General features: G+C 69.3%; 23 protein-coding genes, 3 tRNA genes and 1 pseudogene. 10 read left to right on the top strand and 17 right to left on the bottom strand.

The annotated features are described in order from the left end of the window. The 3 genes and pseudogenes from ACNAYW_RS19220 to ACNAYW_RS19210 all read right to left on the bottom strand — a co-directional run. Positions 1-188: pseudogene (locus ACNAYW_RS19220) on the bottom strand (glyoxalase); the annotation flags it as partial. Positions 189-255: 67 nt separating this feature from the next. Further along, positions 256-480: a translation initiation factor IF-1 gene (gene infA, locus ACNAYW_RS19215; protein ID WP_415851251.1), complete on the bottom strand. Its 225-nt coding sequence runs from the start codon at positions 478-480 to the stop codon at positions 256-258. Then, entirely contained in the window at positions 477-935 is a 459-nt protein-coding gene (locus tag ACNAYW_RS19210; protein ID WP_415851250.1) for a hypothetical protein, read from the bottom strand. The genes infA and ACNAYW_RS19210 overlap by 4 nt, the downstream gene beginning before the upstream one ends. A gap of 222 nt (positions 936-1,157) precedes the next feature. Between ACNAYW_RS19210 and ACNAYW_RS19205 the strand changes: the two genes are divergently transcribed. Continuing rightward, positions 1,158-2,585: a dihydrolipoyl dehydrogenase family protein gene (locus tag ACNAYW_RS19205; RefSeq protein WP_415851249.1), complete on the top strand. Its 1,428-nt coding sequence runs from the start codon at positions 1,158-1,160 to the stop codon at positions 2,583-2,585. A 6-nt stretch (positions 2,586-2,591) separates the two neighbouring features. Here ACNAYW_RS19205 and ACNAYW_RS19200 read toward each other — a convergent pair. The 3 genes from ACNAYW_RS19200 to ACNAYW_RS19190 form a co-directional block, all read right to left on the bottom strand. Next, positions 2,592-2,668: transfer RNA gene (locus ACNAYW_RS19200), tRNA-Val, on the bottom strand. Then, positions 2,659-3,159, bottom strand: coding sequence for a peroxiredoxin (locus tag ACNAYW_RS19195; RefSeq protein WP_415851248.1), 501 nt, complete (start codon positions 3,157-3,159; stop codon positions 2,659-2,661). The genes ACNAYW_RS19200 and ACNAYW_RS19195 overlap by 10 nt, the downstream gene beginning before the upstream one ends. Then, positions 3,156-3,542 (bottom strand): DUF3052 domain-containing protein, encoded by a 387-nt coding sequence (locus ACNAYW_RS19190; protein ID WP_224647669.1) that lies wholly within the window; start codon positions 3,540-3,542, stop codon positions 3,156-3,158. Before ACNAYW_RS19190 ends, ACNAYW_RS19195 begins: the two co-directional genes overlap by 4 nt. Positions 3,543-3,822: 280 nt before the next feature. On the opposite strand from ACNAYW_RS19190, the gene aceE reads away from it, so the two are divergent. The 6 genes from aceE to ACNAYW_RS19160 all read left to right on the top strand — a co-directional run bounded on the left by aceE (position 3,823) and on the right by ACNAYW_RS19160 (position 11,243). Continuing rightward, positions 3,823-6,633, top strand: coding sequence for a pyruvate dehydrogenase (acetyl-transferring), homodimeric type (gene aceE / locus ACNAYW_RS19185; RefSeq protein WP_415851247.1), 2,811 nt, complete (start codon positions 3,823-3,825; stop codon positions 6,631-6,633). 6 nt (positions 6,634-6,639) lie between these two features. Beyond that, positions 6,640-7,929 (top strand): PucR family transcriptional regulator, encoded by a 1,290-nt coding sequence (locus ACNAYW_RS19180; protein WP_415851246.1) that lies wholly within the window; start codon positions 6,640-6,642, stop codon positions 7,927-7,929. 137 nt (positions 7,930-8,066) lie between these two features. Then, positions 8,067-8,969: an ACP S-malonyltransferase gene (locus tag ACNAYW_RS19175; RefSeq protein ID WP_415851245.1), complete on the top strand. Its 903-nt coding sequence runs from the start codon at positions 8,067-8,069 to the stop codon at positions 8,967-8,969. Between the two features lie 113 nt (positions 8,970-9,082). Further along, complete coding sequence (acpM, locus tag ACNAYW_RS19170; RefSeq protein ID WP_068521207.1) at positions 9,083-9,388, top strand: meromycolate extension acyl carrier protein AcpM; 306 nt, start codon at positions 9,083-9,085, stop codon at positions 9,386-9,388. Positions 9,389-9,392: 4 nt separating this feature from the next. Then, on the top strand, positions 9,393-10,697 hold the full coding sequence (locus ACNAYW_RS19165; RefSeq protein ID WP_415851244.1) for a KasA/KasB family beta-ketoacyl-ACP synthase: 1,305 nt from the start codon (positions 9,393-9,395) through the stop codon (positions 10,695-10,697). A 183-nt stretch (positions 10,698-10,880) separates the two neighbouring features. Then, entirely contained in the window at positions 10,881-11,243 is a 363-nt protein-coding gene (locus tag ACNAYW_RS19160) for a hypothetical protein (protein ID WP_415851243.1), read from the top strand. Between the two features lie 37 nt (positions 11,244-11,280). Here the strand turns inward: ACNAYW_RS19160 and ACNAYW_RS19155 are convergent, their stop codons facing one another. From ACNAYW_RS19155 to ACNAYW_RS19145, 3 genes are all read right to left on the bottom strand, one after another. Beyond that, positions 11,281-11,700 (bottom strand): pyridoxamine 5'-phosphate oxidase family protein, encoded by a 420-nt coding sequence (locus ACNAYW_RS19155; RefSeq protein ID WP_415851242.1) that lies wholly within the window; start codon positions 11,698-11,700, stop codon positions 11,281-11,283. 134 nt (positions 11,701-11,834) lie between these two features. Next, on the bottom strand, positions 11,835-12,350 hold the full coding sequence (locus ACNAYW_RS19150; RefSeq protein WP_068521214.1) for a DUF3145 domain-containing protein: 516 nt from the start codon (positions 12,348-12,350) through the stop codon (positions 11,835-11,837). A gap of 135 nt (positions 12,351-12,485) precedes the next feature. Continuing rightward, positions 12,486-13,307: a serine hydrolase domain-containing protein gene (locus ACNAYW_RS19145; protein ID WP_415851241.1), complete on the bottom strand. Its 822-nt coding sequence runs from the start codon at positions 13,305-13,307 to the stop codon at positions 12,486-12,488. Between the two features lie 208 nt (positions 13,308-13,515). Here ACNAYW_RS19145 and ACNAYW_RS19140 point away from each other — a divergent pair, with 208 nt between their 5' ends. Beyond that, complete coding sequence (locus ACNAYW_RS19140; RefSeq protein WP_415851240.1) at positions 13,516-15,525, top strand: hypothetical protein; 2,010 nt, start codon at positions 13,516-13,518, stop codon at positions 15,523-15,525. A 51-nt stretch (positions 15,526-15,576) separates the two neighbouring features. Here ACNAYW_RS19140 and ACNAYW_RS19135 read toward each other — a convergent pair whose 3' ends face one another. The 7 genes from ACNAYW_RS19135 to ACNAYW_RS19105 form a co-directional block, all read right to left on the bottom strand. Next, complete coding sequence (locus ACNAYW_RS19135; RefSeq protein ID WP_415851239.1) at positions 15,577-16,122, bottom strand: pyridoxamine 5'-phosphate oxidase family protein; 546 nt, start codon at positions 16,120-16,122, stop codon at positions 15,577-15,579. Between the two features lie 304 nt (positions 16,123-16,426). Then, positions 16,427-16,499: transfer RNA gene (locus tag ACNAYW_RS19130), tRNA-Asn, on the bottom strand. Between the two features lie 100 nt (positions 16,500-16,599). Next, the gene (locus ACNAYW_RS19125; protein ID WP_415851238.1) at positions 16,600-18,165 is read right to left on the bottom strand and encodes a hypothetical protein; all 1,566 of its coding nucleotides are present in this window, start codon (positions 18,163-18,165) and stop codon (positions 16,600-16,602) included. 145 nt (positions 18,166-18,310) lie between these two features. Beyond that, positions 18,311-19,138 carry an adenylate/guanylate cyclase domain-containing protein gene (locus ACNAYW_RS19120; protein ID WP_415851237.1) on the bottom strand — a complete coding sequence of 276 codons (828 nt, stop codon included), beginning with the start codon at positions 19,136-19,138 and terminating at the stop codon, positions 18,311-18,313. Between the two features lie 30 nt (positions 19,139-19,168). After that, positions 19,169-19,354 carry a hypothetical protein gene (locus ACNAYW_RS19115; RefSeq protein WP_415851236.1) on the bottom strand — a complete coding sequence of 62 codons (186 nt, stop codon included), beginning with the start codon at positions 19,352-19,354 and terminating at the stop codon, positions 19,169-19,171. Positions 19,355-19,447: 93 nt separating this feature from the next. Continuing rightward, on the bottom strand, positions 19,448-20,692 hold the full coding sequence (locus ACNAYW_RS19110) for a PA14 domain-containing protein (protein ID WP_415851235.1): 1,245 nt from the start codon (positions 20,690-20,692) through the stop codon (positions 19,448-19,450). 31 nt (positions 20,693-20,723) lie between these two features. Further along, positions 20,724-21,082, bottom strand: a 359-nt coding sequence (locus ACNAYW_RS19105) for a carbohydrate-binding domain-containing protein (RefSeq protein WP_415851290.1), incomplete at its 3' end; no start/stop codon positions are given. 372 nt (positions 21,083-21,454) lie between these two features. Between ACNAYW_RS19105 and ACNAYW_RS19100 the strand changes: the two genes are divergently transcribed. Next, positions 21,455-21,528: transfer RNA gene (locus ACNAYW_RS19100), tRNA-Ile, on the top strand. Positions 21,529-21,858: 330 nt separating this feature from the next. After that, on the top strand, positions 21,859-23,373 hold the full coding sequence (locus tag ACNAYW_RS19095; RefSeq protein ID WP_415851234.1) for a glyceraldehyde-3-phosphate dehydrogenase: 1,515 nt from the start codon (positions 21,859-21,861) through the stop codon (positions 23,371-23,373). 58 nt (positions 23,374-23,431) lie between these two features. Here ACNAYW_RS19095 and ACNAYW_RS19090 read toward each other — a convergent pair whose 3' ends face one another. Next, positions 23,432-23,980, bottom strand: coding sequence for a DUF5685 family protein (locus ACNAYW_RS19090; RefSeq protein WP_415851289.1), 549 nt, complete (start codon positions 23,978-23,980; stop codon positions 23,432-23,434). Positions 23,981-24,085 lie beyond the last annotated feature (105 nt).

Here is a 24,085-nt window from a genome sequence, read left to right as displayed (position 1 = left end):
ACGACGGCCGGCTCGGCCACGACGAGCGAGACCACGAAGCCGCGGAAGCCGTCGGACGGGCCGTCCGCGGGCGCGGAACGCCACCGCGGGTCGGGGCCGAACGCGGCGTCGTAGAAGGCCTGGGCGGCGGACGGGTCGGCCGCCTCCAGGGTGAGGGACCGGACGGGGGTGGTGAGCGAGGTCGTCATGCAGAGAACGCTAGGAGCTGCGTGTGCGCGACGCTTCTCGATTCCTGACCGATCCGGTCCCTCCTGTTCAGTGCCGGTACCGGAAGACGATCCGGCCGCGGGTGAGGTCGTAGGGACTGATCTCCACGAGCACCCGGTCGAGCGGCACGATCGTGATGTGGTTCTTCCGGATCTTCCCGCTGATGTGCGCGAGCACGACGTGCCCGTTGTCGAGCTCGACCCGGAACGTCGCGGCGCGCAGGCCCTCGACGACGGTGCCGGCGGCCTCGATGCCGCGCGCGGTCCTCGTCATGACCGCACCAGCTCGATGTTCGTCTCGACCGGGCGCCCGCCGGCGTGCTCGATCACGGCGACGGCGGCGCCGTCGGCGGGATCGACGTGCGCTGCGAGGAACGGCGCGACGCCGGGCTTGGATCGCACCCGCCATGCTCCGGGCGGGGTGACGGCGGGAGGCGGATCGAGCGGGATGCGGTACAGCGTCTCCCGCCTGCGCTCGACGAAGCCGTGGCGACGCCAGGCGTCGAGCAGGTCACCGTCCCCGTCCGCCACGAGGGTGCAGAGCGGCGGCGGGAGTTCGGCGAGGATCGTCGCGGCGAGCAGATCGAAAGCCGTTGCGGCCCAAGCGTCGATGCTGATGAATCCAGGGCGACGCGAGGCTCCGCCGCGACCGATGATGCGGCCGTCGGCGTCGAGGGCGAGCCAGTCGCCGTCCTCGGCGCGCGCAAGGGTGAGTGGGGAATCGTTCATGGTGGTGCCTTTCAGGAATGCCTGCGTGCGGCGCTCCTGGTGGTGACACCTAGGTCGACCGTGAGAACGGAGGGAGCGCCCACGTACGGGAATCGTTCACGGGGCTCACCTCCTTCGGCCGGTCACGGTTGCGCGCAGCGTATCTCCTGCCGTTGTTCCGGCGCCTCTCCTTTTCCAGCGAACCGACACGAGTCGACGTACCGTGACGTGTGGAGGTGCAACATGAGCGAATCCGAGTACGACGTCATCGTGATCGGCGGCGGCCCGGTGGGCGAGAACGTCGCCGACCGCGCCGTCCAGGGCGGCCTCACCGCCGCGCTGATCGAGCGCGACCTGTTCGGCGGTGAGTGCTCGTACTGGGCGTGCATACCGTCGAAGGCGCTGCTGCGCCCCGGCGAGGCGCTGCGCGCGGCGCAGCACCTCCGCGGCGCGCTCACCGGTGACGCCGCGGACGCCCGCCCCGACGCGGCCGAGGTGTTCGCGCGCCGGAACGCCGTGGTGGGCAACTGGGACGACAGCGGTCAGGTGGGCTGGGCCACCGGGCACGGGATCGCGGCGATCCGCGGTATCGGGCGGCTCGCGGGAGAACGGCGGGTCACCGTGACGGACCCGGACGGCGTCGAGACCACCCTGACGGCGCGCCACGCGGTCGTGGTGTCGACGGGGACCCGCGCGGCGGTCCCCGACATCCCCGGCCTGCGCGCCGCGAATCCGTGGACCAGCCGCGAGGCGACCAGCTCGCAGACGGCGCCCGGCAGGCTCGCCATCATCGGCGGCGGCGTCGTCGCGGTCGAGATGGCGACGGCCTATGCCGGCCTCGGCTCGAAGGTCACGATCGTGTCCCTGACACCGCTCATCGCCAACGTCGAGCCCTTCGCCGGCGAGGCCGTGCTCAAGGGACTGCAGGCGCTCGGCGTTGAGGTCATGACCGGCGATTCCCCGGCGAAGGTGACCCGCGGCGACGACGGCGTGGTCACGATCGAGACCTCGCACGGCCACACGATCGTCGCGGACGAGGTGCTGGCGGCGACCGGCCGGGCGCCGAGCACCAGCGAGATCGGGATGGAGACCGTCGGGCTCGAGCCCGGGGGTTGGTTCTCCGTCGACGACACCCTGCGGGTGGACGGCTTCGACTGGCTGTACGCCGTGGGCGACGTCAACCACCGGGTACTGCTGACGCACCAGGGCAAGTACCAGGCACGGGCCGCGGGCGACGTCATCGTCGCCCGCGCGCGCGGCGAGGAGGTCGACGACGCCGCATGGGGCAGGCACGTCGCGACCGCGGACCACGCCGCGGTGCCGCAAGTGATCTTCACCGATCCCGAAGTCGCGGCCATCGGCGTGTCCGAGGCCCAGGCCCGCGCCGCGGGCACCGAGATCACGGTCGTGGACTACGACCTCGGCTCGGTGGCGGGGGCGGTCCTCTACGAGGACGGCTACGCGGGGCACGCCCGGATGATCGTGGACGAGGGTCGCGGCGTGGTGATCGGCATGACGCTGGTGGGCCCCGCGGTCGCGGAGCTGCTGCACGCGGCGACGATCGCCGTGGTGGGCGAGGTGCCGGTCGACCGGCTGTGGCACGCCGTGCCGTCCTTCCCCACGATCAGCGAGGTGTGGCTGCGGCTCCTGGAGGCCTACCGGGACCGGTGATGCCCGTGGTGCGCGCGGAGGGACTCGAACCCCCGACAGCCGGTGTGTAAGACCGGAACTCTAACCAACTGAGCTACGCGCGCTTGCCGGTCGAAGATAGCGCAGCGAGGGCGTCTTCCCAAAGCGACTGATCGCGCGGGACGCCGGGCTCGTTCATCTCGGAGAACCGGATCACTCCCTCGCGGTCGATCACGAAGGTGCCGCGGTTCGGGTAGCCGTTCTTGTCGTTGAGCACGCCGTACGCGCTCGCCACGTCCCCGTGCGGCCAGAAGTCCGAGAGGATCGGGAAGAGGTAGCCCTGCGATCCGGACCACACCTTGTGCGTGGGCGGCGGGCCCACGGACACGGCGAGCACGGCGGCATCGTCGTTCTCGAACGACGGGAGGGTGTCGCGGATCCCGCCCAGCTCGCTCTCGCAGGTGCCGGTGAAGGCCAGCGGGAAGAACACGAGCAGCACGTTCTTGCTGCCGCGGTACGACTCCAGTGAGACGGGCCGGTTGTTCTGGTCCCGCAGGGTGAACGACGGCGCCTCGGCCCCGACCTGCAGCGGACCGTCGAGCCGGGGAGAGGTCACCGCTTGGCCACGCGGCCCGACTTCGGCTGCACCAGCCGCGAGCCGATCCAGGACCCCAGGTTCGTCGACGAGGTCTGGGTGAGGCCGGCGGTCGGCGCCGCCTCGGCGATCTCGCTGGGCTGCACGTGGCCCGGCTGGCCGGTCTTGGGGCTGAGGACCCAGACGTACCCGTCGTCCGAGAGCGGGGTGATCACGTCCATGAGGGTGTCGACCAGGTCGCCGTCGTCGTCGCGCCACCACAGCACCACCACGTCGATCACCTCGTCGGTGTCCTCGTCGAGCATCTCCGCGCCGGTGAGTTCCTCGATGGCCAGGCGCAGGTCGTCGTCGGTGTCGTCGTCCCAACCGATCTCCTGCACGATGTTGCCGGGCTGCAGGCCCATCTTCTGGGCGAATGACCCATTCGTGGACACCGGTGGGAGCCTCCTCGCGTTCGAGCGGGCGACCCGTCGCCACCCGCATACAGCTGTTCGCTGTCAACTTACGGCACCTGCGCGTGCGCGCAAGCGGGGTACGCCGAACTCGCGCAGCGGACCTGCCGAATTCCACCACGCGGAATACGACTGTCGAGTAGCTTTCCAATGCGGCAGGATGGGATCTGCGACACACCGCACACCCCCGGCTTGTACCCAGCACCGCCTTCGCGACCCGTGAGGAGCACCAGTGACAGACTCGATCGCCACCACCCCGGCTACCGCCCCAGGACAGGGACCCGCACCGTCGAACGACGGTCGCCCGGACCGCGTTCGCGTGATCCGCGAGGGGGTGGCGTCGTACCTCCCGGACATCGACCCGGACGAGACGGGCGAGTGGATCGAGTCCTTCGACGACCTGATCGCGACCCACGGCCCCGCCCGCGCCCGCTACCTGATGCTGCGCCTGCTCGAGCGCGCCAGCGAGCAGCGCGTCTCGATCCCGTCGCTCACCTCGACCGACTACGTGAACACCATCCCCACCGATCTCGAGCCGTGGTTCCCGGGCGACGAGGAGATCGAGCGCCGCTACCGCGCCTACATCCGTTGGAACGCGGCCATCATGGTGCACCGCGCGCAGCGCCCCGGCGTCGGCGTCGGCGGCCACATCTCGACCTACGCGGGCGCGGCGTCGCTCTACGAGGTCGGCTTCAACCACTTCTTCCGCGGCAAGGAGCACCCCGGCGGCGGCGACCAGGTCTTCATCCAGGGACACGCCTCCCCCGGCATCTACGCGCGCGCCTTCCTCGAGGGCCGCATCCCCGCGGAGCGCCTCGACGGCTTCCGCCAGGAGAAGTCGCACGAGGACAAGGGCAAGGGCCTCCCCTCCTACCCCCACCCCCGGCTGCTGTCGAACTTCTGGGAGTTCCCGACGGTGTCGATGGGCCTCGGCCCGATGAACGCCATCCAGCAGGCGCGGTTCAACCACTACCTGCACGACCGCGGCATCAAAGACACCTCCGACCAGCACGTCTGGGCCTTCCTCGGCGACGGCGAGATGGACGAACCCGAGTCGCGCGGCCAGATCCAGATCGCCGCCACCGAGGGTCTCGACAACCTCACCTTCGTGGTCAACTGCAACCTGCAGCGACTCGACGGTCCCGTCCGCGGCAACGGCAAGATCATCCAGGAGCTGGAGTCCTTCTTCCGCGGCGCCGGCTGGAACGTGATCAAGGTGATCTGGGGCCGCGAGTGGGACGAGCTCCTGCACAAGGACCGCGACGGCGCCCTCGTCAACATCATGAACAACACGCCCGACGGCGACTACCAGACCTTCAAGGCGAACGACGGCGCGTTCGTCCGCGAGCACTTCTTCGGCCGCGACCCGCGGACCAAGGAGCTGGTCCAGGACATGACCGACGAGCAGATCTGGGGCCTGCGCCGCGGCGGTCACGACTACCGCAAGCTGTACGCGGCCTACAAGTCGGCGATGGAACACAAGGGCCAGCCGACGGTCATCCTGGCGCACACCGTCAAGGGCTTCGGCCTGGGCCACAACTTCGAGGGCCGCAACGCCACGCACCAGATGAAGAAGCTCACGCTCGACGATCTCAAGGGCTTCCGTGATCACCTGCGGATCCCGATCTCGGACGCGGAGCTCGAGAAGGACCCGTACCTCCCGCCGTACTACAACCCGGGACCGGAGTCGAAGGAGATCCAGTACATGCTGGATCGCCGCAAGCAGCTCGGCGGCTTCCTGCCGACGCGCCGCACGCAGGCGCAGGTGTTGAAGACGCCCGGCATCGACGCGGTGAAGGTGATGCTCAAGGGCTCGGGCAAGCAGGAGGTCGCGACCACGCAGGCCGTCGTGCGCATCTTCAAGGAGCTGCTGCGCGATCCGGAGGTCGGGCCCCGCATCGTGCCGATCATCCCCGACGAGGCGCGGACGTTCGGCATGGACAGCTGGTTCCCCACGCTGAAGATCTACAACCGCCTCGGCCAGACCTACACCGCGGTGGACGCGCAGCTGATGCTCGCGTACAAGGAGAACCCGCAGGGCGTGATCCTGCACGAGGGCATCAACGAGGCCGGCTCGACCGCCTCGTTCACCGCGGTGGGCACGTCGTACGCCACGCACGACGTGCCGATGATCCCGCTGTACATCTTCTACTCGATGTTCGGCTTCCAGCGCACCGGTGACGGACTGTGGGCGGCCGCCGACCAGATGGCCCGCGGCTTCGTACTCGGCGCTACCGCCGGCCGCACCACGCTGACCGGCGAGGGCCTGCAGCACGCGGACGGCCACAGCCACGTGCTCGCGTCGACCAACCCGGCGGTCGTCGCGTACGACCCCGCGTTCGCGTACGAGCTCGCCCACATCGCGATCGACGGTCTGCGGCGGATGTACGGGGAGAACCCGGAGAACATCTACTACTACATCACCGTCTACAACGAGCCGATCCACCAGCCGGCGCAGCCCGAGGACCTGGACGTCGACGGACTGCTCAAGGGCCTGTACCTGTTCAAGCCCGCGGAGAGCGCGCACGAGAAGAAGGCGAACATCCTCGCCTCCGGCGTGACGATGCCCGACGCGCTCAAGGCGCAGCAGATGCTGGCCGACGAGTGGGGCGTCTCGGCGTCGGTGTACTCGGTGACCAGCTGGGTCGAGCTCTCGCGCGACGGCATCGAGTCGGAGAAGGCGGCGCTGCGCGATCCGGGCGCCGAGTTCCGCACCCCGCACGTCACCAAGATCCTCGGCGACACCGAGGGGCCGACGATCGCGGCGTCGGACTTCATGCGCGGCACGCAGGACCTCATCCGGCAGTGGGTGCCGGGTACGTACGTCACTCTCGGGACCGACGGCTTCGGCTTCTCGGACACGCGACCGGCGGCGCGTCGCTACTTCAACGTCGACGCGGAGTCGATCGTCGTGGGCGTTCTGCTGGGGCTCGCGCGCGACGGTGCGCTCGATTTCTCGGTCGCCGCGGACGCCGCGAAGCGGTACCGGATCGACGACGTGCTCGCCGCCCCGAAGCAGACCTCGGACCCCGGCGTAGCCTAGGACTCCATGACCGCTGATACGGGCTCGTTCCCCCTCCCCGGGAAGCCGGGGAAGGGGAGCTTCAACCGGAAGCGTCCCGAGCCTCGCGACGTGTTGCCCGAGGCGATCCTCGCCAGGATCCGCCAGTTCTCGGGCCGCGTCGCGACGGAGGCGGTGCGCTCCATGGAGGAGCAGCTCCCGTACTTCGCGGATCTGGAGGCCAGCCAGCGGGCGTCGATCCAGCTGGTCGTCCAGACCGCGGTGGTCAACTTCGCGGAGTGGATCGAGAACCCGAGCAACGTCGAGTACACCGTCGCCTCGTTCCAGACGGTGCCGCAGGACCTGGCCCGCAAGGTCTCGCTCCTGCAGACCGTCGAGATGGTCCGCGTGGCGATGGAGTTCTTCGAGCGCTGGCTACCGCTGCTGGCCCGCAACGAGGACCAGCTCATCGCGCTGACCGAGGCGGTGCTGCGGTACGGGCGGGAGATCGGTTTCGGCGCCGCGTCGATCTACGCCTCGGCCGCCGAGGCCCGGGGCGCGTGGGACTCGCGGATGGAGGCGCTGGTGGTCGACGCGGTGGTCCGCGGCGACACCGGCGCCAACCTGCTCTCCCGTGCCGCGGCGCTGAACTGGGACCCGGTGGCGTCCGCCACCGTCATCGTCGGCAATCCCCCGCCCGATCAGAACGTCTCCGTCGCCGGGTCGGTCCACGACTCGGCCCGGTCGCACGGCCGGTCGGCACTGGCCGTTGTGCAGGGCACCAAATTGGTGGTCATCGTCAGCGGCGCCGTGACCACCGGGGACCCGTTCGCCGACGCCCTGATGCTCCACTTCGCCGACGGCCCCGTCGTGATCGGCCACACCACGCCGACCCTGGAGGACGCCCACGCCTCGGCGGTCGAGGCGATCGCGGGCGTCAACGCCGTCGCCGGATGGCCCGGGGCGCCGCGCCCGGTGCACAGCTGGGAGCTGCTGCCCGAACGCGCCCTGATCGGCGACACGCACGCGGGCCGCACCCTCTACGAGCTCCTCGTGAAACCGCTCGAGGAGGCGGGATCGGCGCTGTCCGACACGCTGGACGCCTACCTGGACTCGGGGGGCGCGGTCGAATCGTGCGCCCGCGAGTTGTTCGTCCACCCCAACACGGTGCGCTACCGCCTGAAGAAGATCGCGGAGATCACCGGGCGCGATCCGCAGGACCCGCGCGACGCCTTCGTGCTCCGTGTAGCAGCCACCATCGGGCGTCTCGCGGCGGCCAATCCGGACCGTTTCACCCCCGCCGCTATGACGCGAATCACAGACATCTCGCTGAGCTAATCCAGTCACATATAACACTCTGGTAACAGGCAGGACTCGCTGAGCAGCACTTTTGTGGAAACCCCACAAATTCGATGAGCCAGGTTCTCAGGCTCCAACACCTTCCTTTCAGGTTCTCGGGGTGTTTCCTGGTACACGTGATTGCACTGCTCGCACCCGGACAGGGTTCCCAGAAGCCCGGCATGCTGACCGCATGGCTCGATCAGCCTTCTGCCGTGGAGCGCCTGCGCGCTTGGTCCGAGATCGCCGGTCTCGACCTGGTCCGCCTCGGCACCATCGCCGAGGCCGACGAGATCACGGACACCGCCGTGACCCAGCCCCTCGTGGTGGCCGCCGCTCTGCTCGCCTTCGAGCAGATGGGCACGCAGCCGTCGGACACGGTCGTCGCCGGCCACTCCGTCGGTGAGCTGGCCGCTGCCGCCGTCGCCGGTGTCATCACCGCCGACGACGCCGTGCGCCTGGCCGCCATCCGCGGTCGCGCCATGGCCGCGGCCTGCGCGCTGGTCCCCACCTCGATGACCGCCGTCCTCGGCGGCGACGAGGCGGACGTGCTCGCCACGCTCGAGTCCTTCGACCTGATCCCTGCCAACATGAACGCCTCCGGGCAGATCGTGGCCGCGGGCACCGTCGAGAACCTGCAGAAGCTGGCCGACAACGCCCCGGAGAAGGCGCGCCTGCGCCCGCTCGCCGTGGCCGGCGCCTTCCACACCGAGTTCATGGCTCCCGCGCAGGAGGCCGTCGCGGCCGCCGCGCAGACCATCACCCCCCGCGATCCGCAGCTGACGCTGCTGTCGAACCGTGACGGCCAGCCCGTCACCTCCGGCGCCGAGGCCCTCGCGGCCATCGTCGCGCAGGTGACCCGGCCCGTCCGCTGGGACCTGTGCACCGCCACCATGCGCGAGGCCGAGGTCTCCATGGTCGTGGAGCTCCCGCCGGCGGGCGCCCTCGTGGGCATCGCCAAGCGCGAGCTCAAGGGTGTGCCGCAGGTCGCCGTCAAGACGCCGGCCGACCTGACCGAGCTGCTCGCCCCCGCGCAGTAGCGTCAAGACCATCGGCGGAGCCGTCCGGCCCGTCGAACCCGCGACACACGTCGCACAGATACTCCCGTCTCCGCGAAATCGCGAGTCGGGTCACACAAGGAAAGGGACCCACTGTGGCCACCAGCCAGGACGAAATCGTCGCCGCCATCGCCGAGATCATCGAAGAGGTCACCGGTATCGAGCCTTCCGAGGTCACCCTGGACAAGGCGTTCATCGATGACCTGGACATCGACTCGCTGTCGATGGTGGAGATCGCCGTGCAGCTCGAGGACAAGTACGGCGTCAAGGTGCCGGACGAGGACCTCGCGGGCCTGAAGACCGTCGGCGACGCCGTCGCGTACATCCAGAAGCTCGAGGCCGAGAACACCGAGCTCGCCGCTGAGCTCAAGGGCAAGTACGAGGCTGAGAAGGGCAAGTAAGCCCTTGCCTTCGCTGAGGAATTTCTCGACCCGCGGTGGCGACTTCCCGAGTGTCGTCGTCACCGCCATCGAGCTGACCACGTCCATCGGAGTCGATACCGACTCCACCTGGGCGGGTCTGCTCGACGGCAAGAGCGGCATCCGACCGCTCGAGGGCGAATTCATCGGCGTGCAGATCCCCGATCTGCCGGTGCGGATCGGCGGACAGCTGCTTGAGGACCCCACCTCCGAGGTCCCCGAGCGCCCTGACCGGCAGTTCGCCGGGAACCTCGCCAAGCAGCACGTCACCAAGCGGCGCATGTCCTACGTGGAGCAGTCCTCGTACGTCATGACCAAGCGGCTCTGGGACAAGGCTGGCCGGCCGGATGTCGACCCGTTCCGCCTCGCGGCGGTCGTCGGCACCGGGCTGGGCGGCGGCGAGTCGATGGTGGAGGCCGTGGACGCACTGCGCGACCACGGCGTCCGGAAGGTCTCGCCGTTCGCGGTGCAGATGTCCATGCCGAACGGCCCCGCCGCTGTCGCGGCCCTCGAGATCGGCGCGCGCGCAGGAGCGATCGCGCCGGTCTCGGCGTGCTCGACCGGGAACGAAGCGATCGCGCACGCCTGGCGGCAGATCATTCTCGGCGATGCGGACATCGCCGTGTGCGGTGGTATCGAGGGGCGCATCGACAGCCCCGTGATCGCACCGTTCTCGATGATGCGTGCACTGTCCACGCGCAACGACGATCCGCAGTCCGCCTCGCGTCCGTTCGACAAGGACCGCGACGGCTTCGTCTTCGGCGAGGCCCAGGCACTCATGATCATCGAGACCGAGGAACACGCCCTGGCGCGTGGCGCGAAGCCCCTCGCGCGACTCATGGGCGCAGGCATCACCTCCGATTCCTTCCACATGGTGCAGACCGACGTCGAAGGACGTGGCGCGGCTCGCGCCATGAAGCGCGCCATCGAGGTCGCCGGACTCACTCCGGCGGACATCGACCTGATCAACGCCCATGCCACCGCGACGCCGATCGGCGACATCGCCGAGGCCAAGGCGATCACCGCGGTCGGCACCGACGCCGCGGTCTACGCACCGAAGGGGGCTCTCGGGCACTCCATCGGCGCCGTGGGCGCGCTGGAGGCGGCGCTGACGGTGCTCGCTATCCGGGACGGCGTCATCCCGCCTACCCTGAACCTGGACAACCAGGATCCCGACATCGACCTCGATGTCGTGCACGGGCGGGCCCGCACGACCGATATCCAGTACGCCCTGAACAACTCGTTCGGATTCGGCGGCCACGACGTGGCGCTGGCGTTCGGCAAGTACTAGACGTTTTTCCAGAAGCCGGTCGTCGGGGATTCCCCCGGCGGCCGGTTTCGCACATCTCGCACCGAGCGAGTAATCCGCACGGCCCGTCCCGCGCATTTCGAGTAGTCCGCTACGCGTGCCAACGCCCAAGGCCCGCCGCCATTCTGATCCGGCAAGCAGTTCCCGAATCAGAAGGACCGTCCCATGAACACATCCACCAAGCGCGTGGCCGCGACGGCCGCGTCCCTCGCCCTCGTCTCCGCCGCCGGCGTCGTCGGCTCCGGAGCCGCCAACGCCTGGACGACCGTGACGTTCAGCAATCCGGTCGCCACCTGGGCCGGCGCCCGGGTGATCGTCCGGAATCAGACGTACGGCGACGCGGGGTGGTGCAACTACCGCTCGCGCCCGTCCGGCTGGCAGTTCGACACCGTCGACATCCCGTTCCCCTTGCCGGGGAAGGCCGTTCGCGAGGTGATCATCCCCGGGGCCCAGCCCACCGGGAAGTGGTACTGGGTGCGGGTCACCTGTAGCAGCGCGCCCACGACGGCGCGCTGGGTCATGTACTGACGTTCCGACGGTGCCGGTGCGCCGGCACCGTCGGCCCTCACATCGTGAGGTCGGCGCCCAGCCAGTGCTCGGGCTCGAGGACCACGGTCAGGTGCTCCCCCAGCTGTCCGAACGCGAACGCGAGGTAACCGTCGAGCGCGGCACCGGAGAGGTACCGGGCCGCCATCGCCCGCACCTCGTCGTCCGTCGACGGGCGCGATTCGGCGACCGGGCCCTCCACGCCGACGTACATCGTGCGGGGCTCGACGGTGTCGACCATCAGCGAGAACCGGCCGGCCGCGGCGAGCGCTGTGGCCTTGCGGGAACCGGGGCCGATCGTGATCCACGGCCTGCCGCCCGGTTCGTACGCGTACCAGACGGGCACGGTGAGCGGCCCGCGCCCGGGTTCGGCGACGGAGAACGCGGCGACGTGGGGTTGTGCGAGGAATTCCTGCTTCTCGGACGGTGAGAGTGCCATGTCCCGATGGTGGCAGATCGGGCCGACATCTTTCAGCGCGCGAAGGATCCTGATGTCCCGGTCCCGGCGGGGCGCCGTCGCCGTAGCGCCGCGCTCGCCCGCCAGGGCCGGGTCTCAGGCAGGTTCTCGTACCGTCAGCCGACGGCCTGCGACAGCCAGGTGACCTCGGCGCCCTGGCCGCCCATACGGAACGGCTCGAGGGCCTCGTCCCAGGCCGTGCCCAGGAGCGAGTCCAGGGAGGTCTGCAGGCCCTCCGGGCCCTGATCGAGCATCATCGAGCGCAGCTGCGCCTCGCCCAGCAGGGTGTCGCCGGACGCGCTCATGGTGCCGCGCCACAGCCCCAGCCCCGGGGCGTAGCAGAACCGCTCACCGTCGACCCCTTCGGAGGGGTCCTCGGTGACCTCGAACCTGAGGGAGTTCCACTCCCTCAGGGTGTTCGCCATCCGCGCACCGCTGCCGACCGGGCCCACCCAGTCGACGACGGCACGCTGCATGCCGGGGACGGCCTCCTGCGCGGACCACTTGAGGGTGGCCCGGGCGTCGAGGGTCCTCGACAGTGCCCACTCCACGTGCGGGCACAGTGCAGCAGGTGCGGCGTGAATCCAGACGACTCCCGTCGTCACCTCTGCAAACTGACTCAGCTGCTGCATGGTTGCCACCTTCTTCGTTTCGACGAGGACGTCTTCCCCAAGCCACCTGTCGAAACGTGCCGGCTACCAGCTGCGCTTTATCACATCGTTGTAGTTATGAAGCCATTGTGCACCATGATGCGCGTGTTGCGCCAGTTACTCGCCTTGAAGTTCCTGAGAAATCAGCCGATCGTTGAACTCGGACCACAACGGCTTGGCCCAGGCGCCGAAGGGGCGGTCGGTGAGGACCACGGCCGCGAGCTCCAGATCGGGGTCGAACCACAGATACGTCCCGGCCTGCCCGAAGTGCCCGACGGTGCGCGGCGAGTTCCGCGTTCCCGTCCAGTGCGCCCGCTTGTCGCCCTTGACCTCGAAGCCGAGACCCCAGGTGTTGTTCGCGAACTTTCCGTAGCCGGGTACGAACCCCGGGAGGCCCGGGAAGTGGACGGAACGCGCCCCGTCGACGGTGCCGGGATCGAGCAGAGTCGGCGCACCGACCTCCGCGGCGAAGCGCACGAGGTCGGACACCGTCGACCGGGCGCCGTGGCCCGCCGGTCCCGCGAGTTCCGTCTGCGCCATCCCCAATGGCTCGAAAACGGCCTCGCACAGGTACTCGGGGAAGGGGATCCCGGTCTCGGTCTCGACGATCTGCGCGAGGAGTTCGTAACCGTAAGAGCTGTATATACGTTGGATGCCCGGCTGCGTTTGCACAGCAGGCGAATCGAAGGCCAGGCCCGAGGCGTGCGCCAGGAGATGCTCGACGGTGCTCCCGTCCGGTCCAGCGGGCCGCCGCAGCGCGATCGCCTCCTCCTCGATCGCCACGAGAACGCCGTAGGCGACGAGAAGCTTGGTGACGGAAGCCAACTCGTACACGCGATCGACGTCGCCGTGCAGCTCGACGGCGCCCGCCGCACCGGTCCGCAGGAGCGCACCCGCGGCGTTGTCGACGGGCCACTCGGACAGTTCCGCGAGACTCATCGGGATTCCTTTCGATCGTTGCCATCACCTTATCGCGGGAGCCAAAGAGAAGCCGGGTTCCGCCGATGATGCAGGCGGCAACGCCTGCCGCGCAGCCCTTCAAATTTGCTGTGGCACAAAGGATGACATTCCTGCCTTGAACGGACATACGCTCGGCGCGGATGCGCGATTGCGGCGTCTGTATTTCGTTCGAGAGGAACCTCCCATCATGAGTGCGAAGCATCGCAGGGCCACGAGGCTGGCCGCCAAGCGCACCGCCATCGCCGCGGGGGCCCTGGGCGCCACCGCGAGCATCAGCCTGATGGGCGCGCCGGCGCAGGCCGCCACCACCGCACCCGACTACAGCAAGGCGATCAGCGACTACTCGCACGCGCTCGACAACTTCCTCAACGCGGCGAACAACGTCACCAACAGTGCGGGCTCCGTGTGGAACCCGATCGCGGCGCCGACCGGCGGCATCCTCCCGACCTTCGGCTCGTCGTACACCAAGGTCGATGTCACCAAGATCTCGAGCCTTCCCGACGTGCTCCGCAACATCGCGGGCCTGAACCTGCCCACCGGCGTGCCCGGCGTCGTTCCGAACGTCGTGCTCCCGGGCGGTGGCCAGCTCGACCTGTCGAAGATCCTCCCCACCTCCATGCCGGGCGGCGCGCTCCTGAACGGCGCGGCGACCGTGCTCGACGGTGCGCTCGGGCTCCCGGTGATCGGCCCGTACATCGACCGGCTCCCGGCGCTGAGCGAGATCGTGAGCGGCCTCACCGCGACGCAGAGCAAGTACACCAGCTCCTACGCGTGGAAGCTGCTGCAGCTGAGCGGGACGACCAATGTGCTCAACACCTTCGTCCAGACCCCGAGCGGTCTGGCTCTGAAGCAGTTCACGCTGCCCACCCTTCCCGGGCTCCCCGGCGTCACGCTCGGGCCGGTCACCATCCTTCCCGAGGGCAGCCTGCCGTCGGGCACCGTGTGGCTGCCGCAGGCCGATGGCACGTACACGTTCCCGCTGGGTGCGAAGGCGGGATTCTGGGGCGCGGCGCCCACCGCGGCGGTGAAGATCCCCAACTGGCTCGGCGGCTCGGAGACCGTGGCCTCGGTCCCGATCGGCGCGGCCGGCGTCGAGCTGCCGTTGGGGCTCGCCAAGGCCGGGGTGCTCGGCGCGAACGTGCTGCTGCCCACCCAGAACGGCGTCTACTCCCCCATCGGGCTGACGATGACGAACGTCAACACGATCCTCCCCGTGGGTTTCACCAACATCAACGTGACGACCGGCAACTACGTCGGCACCAACGGGATCAACGTCAACAACGGGCAGAACCTGTTGTTGTTGCAGAATCCGTTGGGCGTGCCGCTGCCGATCCTGTACGGCCTGGGCGGTTTCAACTTCGGGGTGGAGGGTGCCGGGCTGACGTCGCCGTCGCTCTTCGGCGTCAAGCTGTTCTCGGACGACCTGCTCCAGCTCGGGAGCAAGACCGGCCCGAACTCCAGCGCGGGCCTGATCCCGCCCGGCATTCTGCCCACCGATCCGCTCAGCCAGATCATCACCGGTGTCACCTCGCCTCTCGGCGTCAGCTCGTTGACGCAGCTCCTGGGGATCGACGCCTTCATCAAGCCGGTGATGACGGCGTTCGGCCCGGTGTACCAGGCGGTCTCCGCGGTCACGCTGAAGCCGCTGTCGGACTTCGCCACCAGCCAGTACGGGCCCTTCATCAACGGTTCGGCAGCGCAGCTGCTGGACCTGTCGAAGACGCTGTCCGAGCAGAGCACACACCTGCCCGGCGCCCCGGCGCAGTCCGCCGCGGACGCGAACACGACGGCCGATAAGACCGGCGGCGCACACCGCGCGGAGAACGGCGGCACGCTCGTCTCGACGCTCCTCGCTCGGGACACCGGTGTCGAGCAGGTGCAGTCGACCGCGGATGCGAGCCGGCCGGCGACCACCAGCGGCTCCCTGGACGCGGATTCCGGCACGACCGCGCCGCCGGTCACGCCGACGACGCCCCCGGTCGAGACGCCCACGCAGACACCGGACCCGACGCCCCCGGCTGAGACTCCGACCACTGAGACTCCGGCGGTCGAGACTCCCGCGGTTCCGGCCTCCGAGCCCGAGGCAGAGGCGACCGAACCCGCGACGGCTCCGGCGGAGACGACACCGTCGAGCACGGACTCCGAGGCGAGCACCGATTCGGACACCCCGGACGCCGGCGCGGACAAGGCCGCGTAACCCGCGGACGCCGCCACCGGTCCGGCCGCCCCTCCGGGCCGGTGGCAGCTTCTACCGGACGGGGATCCCCGTCGGGAAGCCGTCGATGCTGTGGGTGTTGCGCTCGCGGTGGTAGCGCTCGATGCCCTCGTCGCCCTTGTTGGCGGCCCACGAGTCCATGAGCGTGCGCTGCCCCTCGTACTCGTACTGCGGCACCCCGAAGCCGCACGAGGTCTGCACGAGGTCGACGGTGACGTCGAAGACGTTGCGGGAGCCGCGCATCGGCGGGAACAACGCGACGAGTTCATCCCAGTCGGCGTCGCCGTCGTGGACGGCCCGCGCCGTCCCGTAGAGGCGCAGGATCAGCGGCTTCCCCTCGAAGGCACAGAACATCACCGTGATCCGCGGATTCCGCAGCAGGTGCGCCGCGGTCTCGTTACCGCTGCCCGTGCCGTTGAGCCAGACCACGCGGTTCGGGCCGAGCACGCGGAGGGAGTCGAGTCCCTTCGGGGACACGTTGACCCGGCCGTCGGGTGCCGCGGTGCCCACGAAGAACATCTGCTGCTCCTCGATGAACTGCCGCAACCGATCGGTGATCTGCTCGTACTGCGTCGCCATGTGCCCAGTATCCCGCCGGTCCTCGTCGCTGCCCAATCGGTTTCCACGTCCGCTCGCCGGGCGCTCCGGCCACGACGAGCCGCGTCCCGGTGCCGAACGAGGCGGTGGCACTGCGGCAGCTGCGCGCGTCCGGAACACCGACGTGGTCCTGGTGACCGTGCTGGGTGCCGCGGACCTGTGCGAGACGCAGGGGCGCTCGCTCCCCCGCCACACGGCCCTGCGTGCGTGGCCTGCACCGAGAGCATGCCGTAGCCGGCGCACCCGGAAAAGCAGAAAACCGCCTCCGAGGAGGCGGTTTCGCTTGCTCCCCCAACTGGACTCGAACCAGTAACCCTTCGATTAACAGTCGAATGCTCTGCCAATTGAGCTATGGGGGATTGAACTTTGACCGAGAAGAGACTCTAGCGCATACGCACTCGGGGAGACCAATCGGCAGGTCAGAGGGCCTGCCGGAGGTCTCCCCGAGGGCGTCGGCGATCAGTTACCGGTGGTGCAGGTTCCGGCCTCGACCTGAGCCGGGGTGCAGGTGGGGGTCGTCGCCGGCTTGGTGGCCGTCGGCGCCTGGGTCTGCGTCCGGGTGGCGGCCTGCGGGGTCGCGGCCGGCGTGGTGGTCGTCGGCTGCGCCTGCGTCGGCTGCTCGGTCTGCGTCTGCGTCGGCTGCTGCGTCTGCGTCGGCTCCTGGGTCTGCGTCTGCGTCGGCTGCTGCGTCTGCGTCTGCGTCGGGCGCTCGGCCGGCTTGGTGGTCGTCGTGGTGGCGCCGCCGGTCACGGTCGCACCCGCACCACCGGACACCGTCGCACCGGCACCGCCGGGGACCGTGCCACCCGCACCGGCACCGCCGGTCACGGTGCCGTTGCCCGCACCGGCACCGCCGGTCACGGTGGCACCGGCGCCGCCGGAGACGGTCGCACCGGCGTCGCCCTGCACGGTGACGCGGTTACCGTTGTCGGAGCTGGGCTTCGCAACGGTCGCCTCGACCGAGGTACCGATCGCCTCGTTCAGCGAGGCGGTGGTACCGGCCTGGATCGTCGCGCCCTTGAGGGCGGCGGCGGTCGGCACGGTCACGTTCGCGTCGAGGTTCACGTTGCCGGTCACCTTGGCACCGGGCACCGCGGTCACGGGGACGACCTTCGCCGAGGTCGGCAGCGGCGCGAGCACCGTGCCGGGGAAGACGGGCGCCGTGGTGGTGGTCGTCGTCGTGGTGGTCGAGGTCGACGTCGTGGTGGTGGTGTAGATCGGCGCGACGACGCGGGCCTGGTCACGGACGTCGATCACGCGACCGGGGGTGACGGCCCACACCGGGTAGTACGGCTGATCCCACGCGGGGTTCACGCGACGGTACGGGTTGTTGCCCAGGTTCAGGCTGATCGACACCGAGATGATCGGCTGCGGCCGCGGCTGGGTCCAGTTCTTGGGGTAGACCCAGAACACGGGCACGTCGACCTTGAAGTCGGCCGAGAACCACGGCTTCGGGTAGTCGGGGCGCACCCACGGCTTGGGCTGGCCCGGCGTCCACGGCTTCACGCCGAGCTGGCGGCCGTAGAGGGTGTAGCAGGTCTGGGTCTGGGTCTCGGTGCTGACGCGGCCACCGGGGTAGGTCGACGTCTGCTTGTAGGAGCCCGTCTCGCAGATCTGCTGGAAGATCTCGATCTCCTGCTGCGTGTACGCCCACGGCTTGTAGTTGGCCGGGCGCACCATCGGCGCGGGGGGCGCCGGCTGCGGCGCGACGCGCACACCCGGAATGGCCGGGGCCGGCGGGTAGTAGACCGTGGTGTTGTTGGACGTCGAGGTGATCGTGCCCTGGGGCAGCCCCGAGTTGGCCACGGCCTGCGCGGCGACGGTGTTGCCCACCATCGTGACGTCCTTCGGAGGCGTCGCGATGCCGTCGGTCTGGAAGGCGCCCGGGTTCGCGGTGAACTGGTCGCCGGTCACGGGCGAGAATGCGACGGGGCTGTCGCCCTCGGTCGACTTGCCACACCCGGCGAGGAGGCCGGCGGCTGCCACGACGGCGAAGGACGCGGCGCCGATCTTCTTCGTGTTCATGTGTTCCCATCCTTGGGTGTTATGACGGGGGCACGAGGCCACCGGTGGACTCTAGGACTCAAGTCACACGCTCTATAGGGACCTTGCCACGTTTCGTTACAGCCCGAGGGAGATATTTCGACGGGTTCAGGGAAAACCCGGAGGTTCAGTACAGGGGACGCACAGAGAAGACGTGTAGTTTCTGCGGCGCGCCCTTTGCCTTGAACCGCCGCGGCCGCACCTGGTAGCGGGCCTGTTCCGCAATCGTGAAGACCGTCTCCGAGGCCAGCACCTCGCCCCCGTTCGCCGCCTCTGCGACGCGAGCCGCGATGTTCACGTCGACGCCGATCAGATCGCCCTTCACCCGCCGGGGCGTGCCCGTGTGCAGGCCGGCGCGCAGCGTGGGCCGGTATCCCTCGGCCACGTCGATCGCGCCGACGGCCTCGATCACCTCGCTCGCCGCTTCGATCGCGGTGTCGCCGTCGAAGGCGACGAGGGCACCGTCGCCCATGGTCTTGACCACCACGCCGCCGTGCCGGGCCACGATCTCCGCGGTGGTCCGGTTGACGGCGTGCAGCAGCCGCACGATCTCGTCGTCGGTGCGGTCGAGGGCCCACGTGGAGAACGCGACGAGATCGGTGAACAGGATGGTGATGGGCCGCGGCGGCAGGTAATCGCGGTCGCGCCGGCTGATCACGGCCTGCCAGGTCGTCGTCGCCAGGTTGCCGAGTTCGCGGGTCACCGTCGGCTCGTCACCGACGATGCGGTCGAGCAGGCTCGCGAGCCGTTCCGTCGACTCGGCGTCCGGGTGGAACAGGTCCTTCTTGGGGCCGCCGGGAAGGCTCTCCCGGGCGGCGCGCACGAGCCCCGTCATCGCCGGACTGCGGTTCGCACGGTGGGCGACCTCCGCTCCCCTGGCCAGCAGCTTCCGCCCCTTACGGGGTTCGGCGGCGTCCGCGGTGCGGTCGGGCAACTGGCGTGCGTCGTCGGCCATGCGACCGAGACTAGCCCGACGTTCGCGGGGTCACGACGGTGCCCAGCCCCCGCCGTGCGCTCCGTGTCGCGCCGCGCACACGTAGACGTCGAGCTCGGCTGCGGAGTTGAGCACCGCCTTGATCACGCGCCACACCCCCAGGCCGGCGCGCCGTCCCGCGGGTGGGCGGATACCCAGATTGAATTCGCCGCTGCGTACGTCGTAGTGATCGAGCACTTCGCGCCCCCATCATCCGTTTCGAGTGACTTGGGCCACACGTTAGGCGTCGTTCTCGCAGCGCGGGAGGAATTGGCGCACGACGCGCCGGACTCACCGCTGCTGGTTGCAGCCGGGGTCGTCGGACCGGTCGAGGTAGATGTCCGGCGACGAGATCGTCGGGGTGAGGAACCGCAGGTGCTGAAGCAACGCGTCCGGCAGTTGCTGGATCGGTTGCGCGTAGCTCGTGCCGTCGATGGTGCTGCGTGCGTAGAACACGAACACGTCCGCGTGGTCGGCGTTGAATCCGCCGTAGACCTGCAGAGCACGCGCCAGCATCATCTGGAAGGGAGAAAGGCCGAACCGCGAGAGATCCAGGTTCGGATCGAGCTGGAGCCGAGTGCCTTCGGGCACGCCGCCGAGCGTGGTGCCGTCGGACCTGGTGCCGGGGTAGACGTAGTTCGGCGAGTTGCCTGGCATCGCGTAGCGCAGAGCATGATCGATCACGCCGGATTGGACGTCCTGCGGCGTGATCAGCCCTGCGAGGTACGAGAACTCGCCGCCCGCATGCCCCGGCGCGGCGTCGTGACCGCCGGAACCGGTGTAAGCGCGGTACGACGCCGACGCGGCCGCGGAGCGGCTCGAGGGATTGAAGCCCTGGAACTCGTACAGGCACCCCGTCGCATCGTCGATCACCGCCAGGTGGTGATCCGCGTCGTTCGTCGGCCGATAGGTCGGCAGGTAGGGGATGGTCAGCAGGCGGTTCGTGTTGGTCACGCGCACGTCGATGGTGGGCGTACCCGGTGGAGCGTTGTACACCGTGGTCGTCCACTCGCTGGTGTTCACCCACACCCCGTTGCTTCGCGCGTCCAGTGCCGCCATCCATCCAGCGCTGCGTGGATCGACCTTTGCGCCCACGGGAACCGGCTGGTTCCAGAACGAATCGGCGGCGAAGTAGTTGCCGTTGTTCGAGGGCGCTCCCGGCGTCGCACGCGGGATGGCGAAACCGACGTGCGCGAGCCCGGTGGTACTGGAATAGGCCACGCGCACCTTGTGGGGCCCCTTCTGGATCGTCCGCTGCTCGTTGCTGGTGCCCCAATACGTGGGCGGCTTCTCGAGCACGAGAGCATCGTCTATCCAGACTCTGGCTGTCACGTTACCCAGAGACGTTGAAAGGAAGTACGACCCGGTCGCCGGCACGTCGATGACGCCGTTGTAGTCGACCGAGAAGTTGTCCTGATTGACGCCCGACAACGGGGCACCGAAGAAGGTCCCTCCCGGAGCGTTCTCGCACTGCACCACCACCGGGACTCCGCTCGCGCCCGTGTTGTTGAAGTAGCGCGCCTGGTACTGATTCACGGGGCACCCCGTGGTCGGCACCGTCGTNGTNGGCGCACCGTCGCGCACGGTGACGCTCGCGAGGTAGATGTTCCGGTCGCAGAACCATCCGCGGTAGTCGTTGGTGAACTCGAGCGACACCGGATCGCCGCTGGGCCGCGTCCCCAGGCTCACCGTGGACGTGCTCCACCCCCACCCCGGGCGGAGGGTGGCGAGGGTCACGGCTCCGCGCTTGACGACCATGACCGGCGCGCCCCAACACTCGTCGCCACGAGCCCGGATCTCCAGCGTTCCACCCGGATTGGCGGTCACCGCGGGGATGGACACACTGCCGTTGGACCAGAGCTTCGTGACGGTTCCGGCGCTCGAGTCGGAGACCTGGCCGCCGGCGCTCGACGGGGTGACGGTCATCCCCGAGGGGCCGACTGTGGTGTCTGCGTCTGCGATTCCGGCGAGGCCGGTCGCGGTCAGTGCCGCGACGACGGCGGCGATCGTGATGCGGAAGGACCAGCGTGTCGTGGCCATGGCGGACTCCTCAGGGTGCTCACTGTCTTGAAGCATCGCCGGAGGCGACTGAATCACTCCAGTCACTTCCGCCTGTCAAAATGAATTGAACCACAATTGCACCAGTCGTAACATTCGAGACAGGGAAACAGTTGCGCCTGCGAGTACCGCCCATGGGTCGATGCCGCCCATACCGGCGCCGGGTGCTACTGTATTCGCGCTGGTCAGGACCGATAACCGGCGAGGCGAACCCTCGCTCAGGATCGACTACCGGCGAAGGGGGCAGTAGCTCAGTCGGTTAGAGCCGCGGACTCATAATCCGCTGGTCGTGGGTTCGAGCCCCACCTGCCCCACCGCGGACGCCACCCTAGCGGAGAATGAAAACCGTTTGCGGCCCGCGATTGCGGTGGATCCGTGACGACTCGTCCGACACCTGTCCTCTGATCAGCGGTGCGCCGACGCCGGGCGGGCAGGCACGACTGTGCGATCGACACCACGACGAGGGCGCCGTCGGAGGTGGTCGACCGGATCGAGCGGGAGCTCCGACATCGGGGCTGACGCGCCCGCAGGGGCCCCGTCGACCCCGACCAGCGTGAGCAGGCCTTTCACGACCGAATCGTTGCCGCCACTCACGTTCGCCCCGGTGACCCACCGCGCGGTCGGCGCATTGCATAATGATTGTCGTGACGCAACAGCTGGAGCCCGAGTCCCCGTCGAACTCCGCGACTGCCGATGGGCATCGCGGCGCGTACGACAGCCACCGCGACGCCTGGGTCGCCCGTGAGGAGCAGGCCGAGCGCCTGATCCCCCTGATCGGCCGGCTGTACCGCCAGCACGGTGTGGTGTCGTCGATCCACGGGCACCGCCTGATCAACCTCTCCACCTCCGCGGTGATCTCGGCACACGAGCGCGCCGAGGAGCTGGGCCATCAGGCCCTCACCCTGTCGCAGACGGAGAAGGTGCTGCGCGGCCTGCTGGAGATCGCCCCCGAGCCCGCGTCGATCGACATCGCGCGCCTCGCCGTCCTCGCCGCGGACCTCGAGTCCGACGAGGCCGTGCAGGAGCTGCTCCGCGCCGAGATCGCCAAGCGCAACGTCCCCGTTTCCGACGGTGACGGTGCCGACGTCGTGCTCTACGGCTTCGGTCGCATCGGCCGCCTCCTGGCCCGGATCCTGATCAGCCACGCCGGCAACGGCCACGGCCTGCGCCTGCGCGCCATCGTCGTGCGCCGCAGCGTGAAGAACGATCTCGAGAAGCGCGCCAGCCTGCTGGCCCGCGACTCGGTGCACGGCCCGTTCGCCGGCTCGGTCTCGATCGACGCCGAGAACGACGTGATCATCGCCAACGGCACCCGCATCCAGGTCATCTACTCGGACGACCCGTCGACCATCGACTACACCGCGTACGGCATCAAGGACGCGCTCATCGTCGACAACACCGGCAAGTGGCGCGACGAGGAGGGCCTCGGCCTGCACCTCAAGAGCGAGGGCGCCGCGCGCGTGCTGCTCACCGCGCCCGGCAAGGCGCCGCTGAAGAACATCGTGCACGGCATCAACGACAGCACGATCGAGGACGCCGACACCATCCTCTCCGCCGCGTCGTGCACCACGAACGCGATCACCCCGGTGCTCGCGGCGCTGGACGAGGCCTACGGCATCCAGCGCGGTCACGTCGAGACCGTGCACTCGTTCACCAACGATCAGAACCTGATCGACAACCTCCACAAGGGCGACCGCCGCGGCCGCTCGGCGGTGCTCAACATGGTGATCACCGAGACCGGCGCCGCGAAGGCCGTCTCGAAGGCGCTGCCGCAGCTCGAGGGCAAGCTCACCGGCTCGTCCATCCGCGTCCCCACCCCGGACGTCTCGCTGGCGATCCTCAATATCACCCTCGAGAAGCCGACCTCCAAGGACGAGGTGAACGACTACCTCCGCCGCGTCTCGCTGCACTCGAAGCTGCGCCAGCAGATCGACTACATCGAGTCGCCCGAGGTCGTCTCCACCGACTTCGTGGGCTCGCACCGCGCCGGCATCGTCGACGGTCTCGCGACCATCGCCGACGGCAAGGACCTCGTGCTCTACGTCTGGTACGACAACGAGTACGGCTACTCCTGCCAGGTGGTCCGCGTGCTCGAGCGCATGTCCGGCGTGCACCCCGTGGTGATCCCGGCCCGCGCCGACGTCCGCGTCGAGGCCTAGAACCCGAACCCGTCACCGCCCCGGTGGAAGCACCCGCTTCCACCGGGGCGGTGTCGTCTCAAGAGCAGTCACAGCAGCCGTCGCCGCAGCAGCAGTCGCCGCAATCGCCTCCGTCGCACCAGCCGTCGTCGCGCCTCTTCGTGGCGTCCTTCCGCCTCTTCCTCCGCCCGCCGGACGAACCCTTCTTCTCGAGCGGGACGCCGTTCACGACCAGGACCGTCGCCATCGCCGTCAGCAGCAGGGGACGGACGAGGCGGTCGTCGCGCAGCTCCACCCGGCCCAGCCGGTCGATCACGATGTCGCGCAGCACCTCCAGCCGCTGGCGGGCCGCCTCCACGGACGTACCGGTCGCGTCGAGAGGGTTGTAGTCGCCCCGCGTCCGGTCCCGGGACAGATCCTCGACGGCGTCCGCGAGGTGCGCGAACTCGCCGTACGCGCGCCCGAGCTCACTGAGCGTCGCCTCGTTCTCGGGACGCCCCGCGAGCACCGCCGACGCGGCGAACATCGCCCCCACAGCGGCCGCCGTCGGGGCGGTGACCTCGGCCAGCTCCGTGGCGCGCGATTCGATCCGCGCCTGGTCGGCGAGTCCGGCGAGTGCCTCGGGCACGCGCGCCGCGGCGGCGACGGGCGCGTCGGCGCCGGCCCTGAGCCGCAATCGTCGCTCGGCCACGCGGAGCTGCCCGACGGTGCCGNGGCNGGCGNNCCCGGAGCC

The organism is Tsukamurella ocularis (assembly GCF_965138335.1).
Classification (GTDB): domain Bacteria; phylum Actinomycetota; class Actinomycetes; order Mycobacteriales; family Mycobacteriaceae; genus Tsukamurella; species Tsukamurella ocularis_A.
This window is presented reverse-complemented; position numbering and strand designations above follow the sequence as displayed.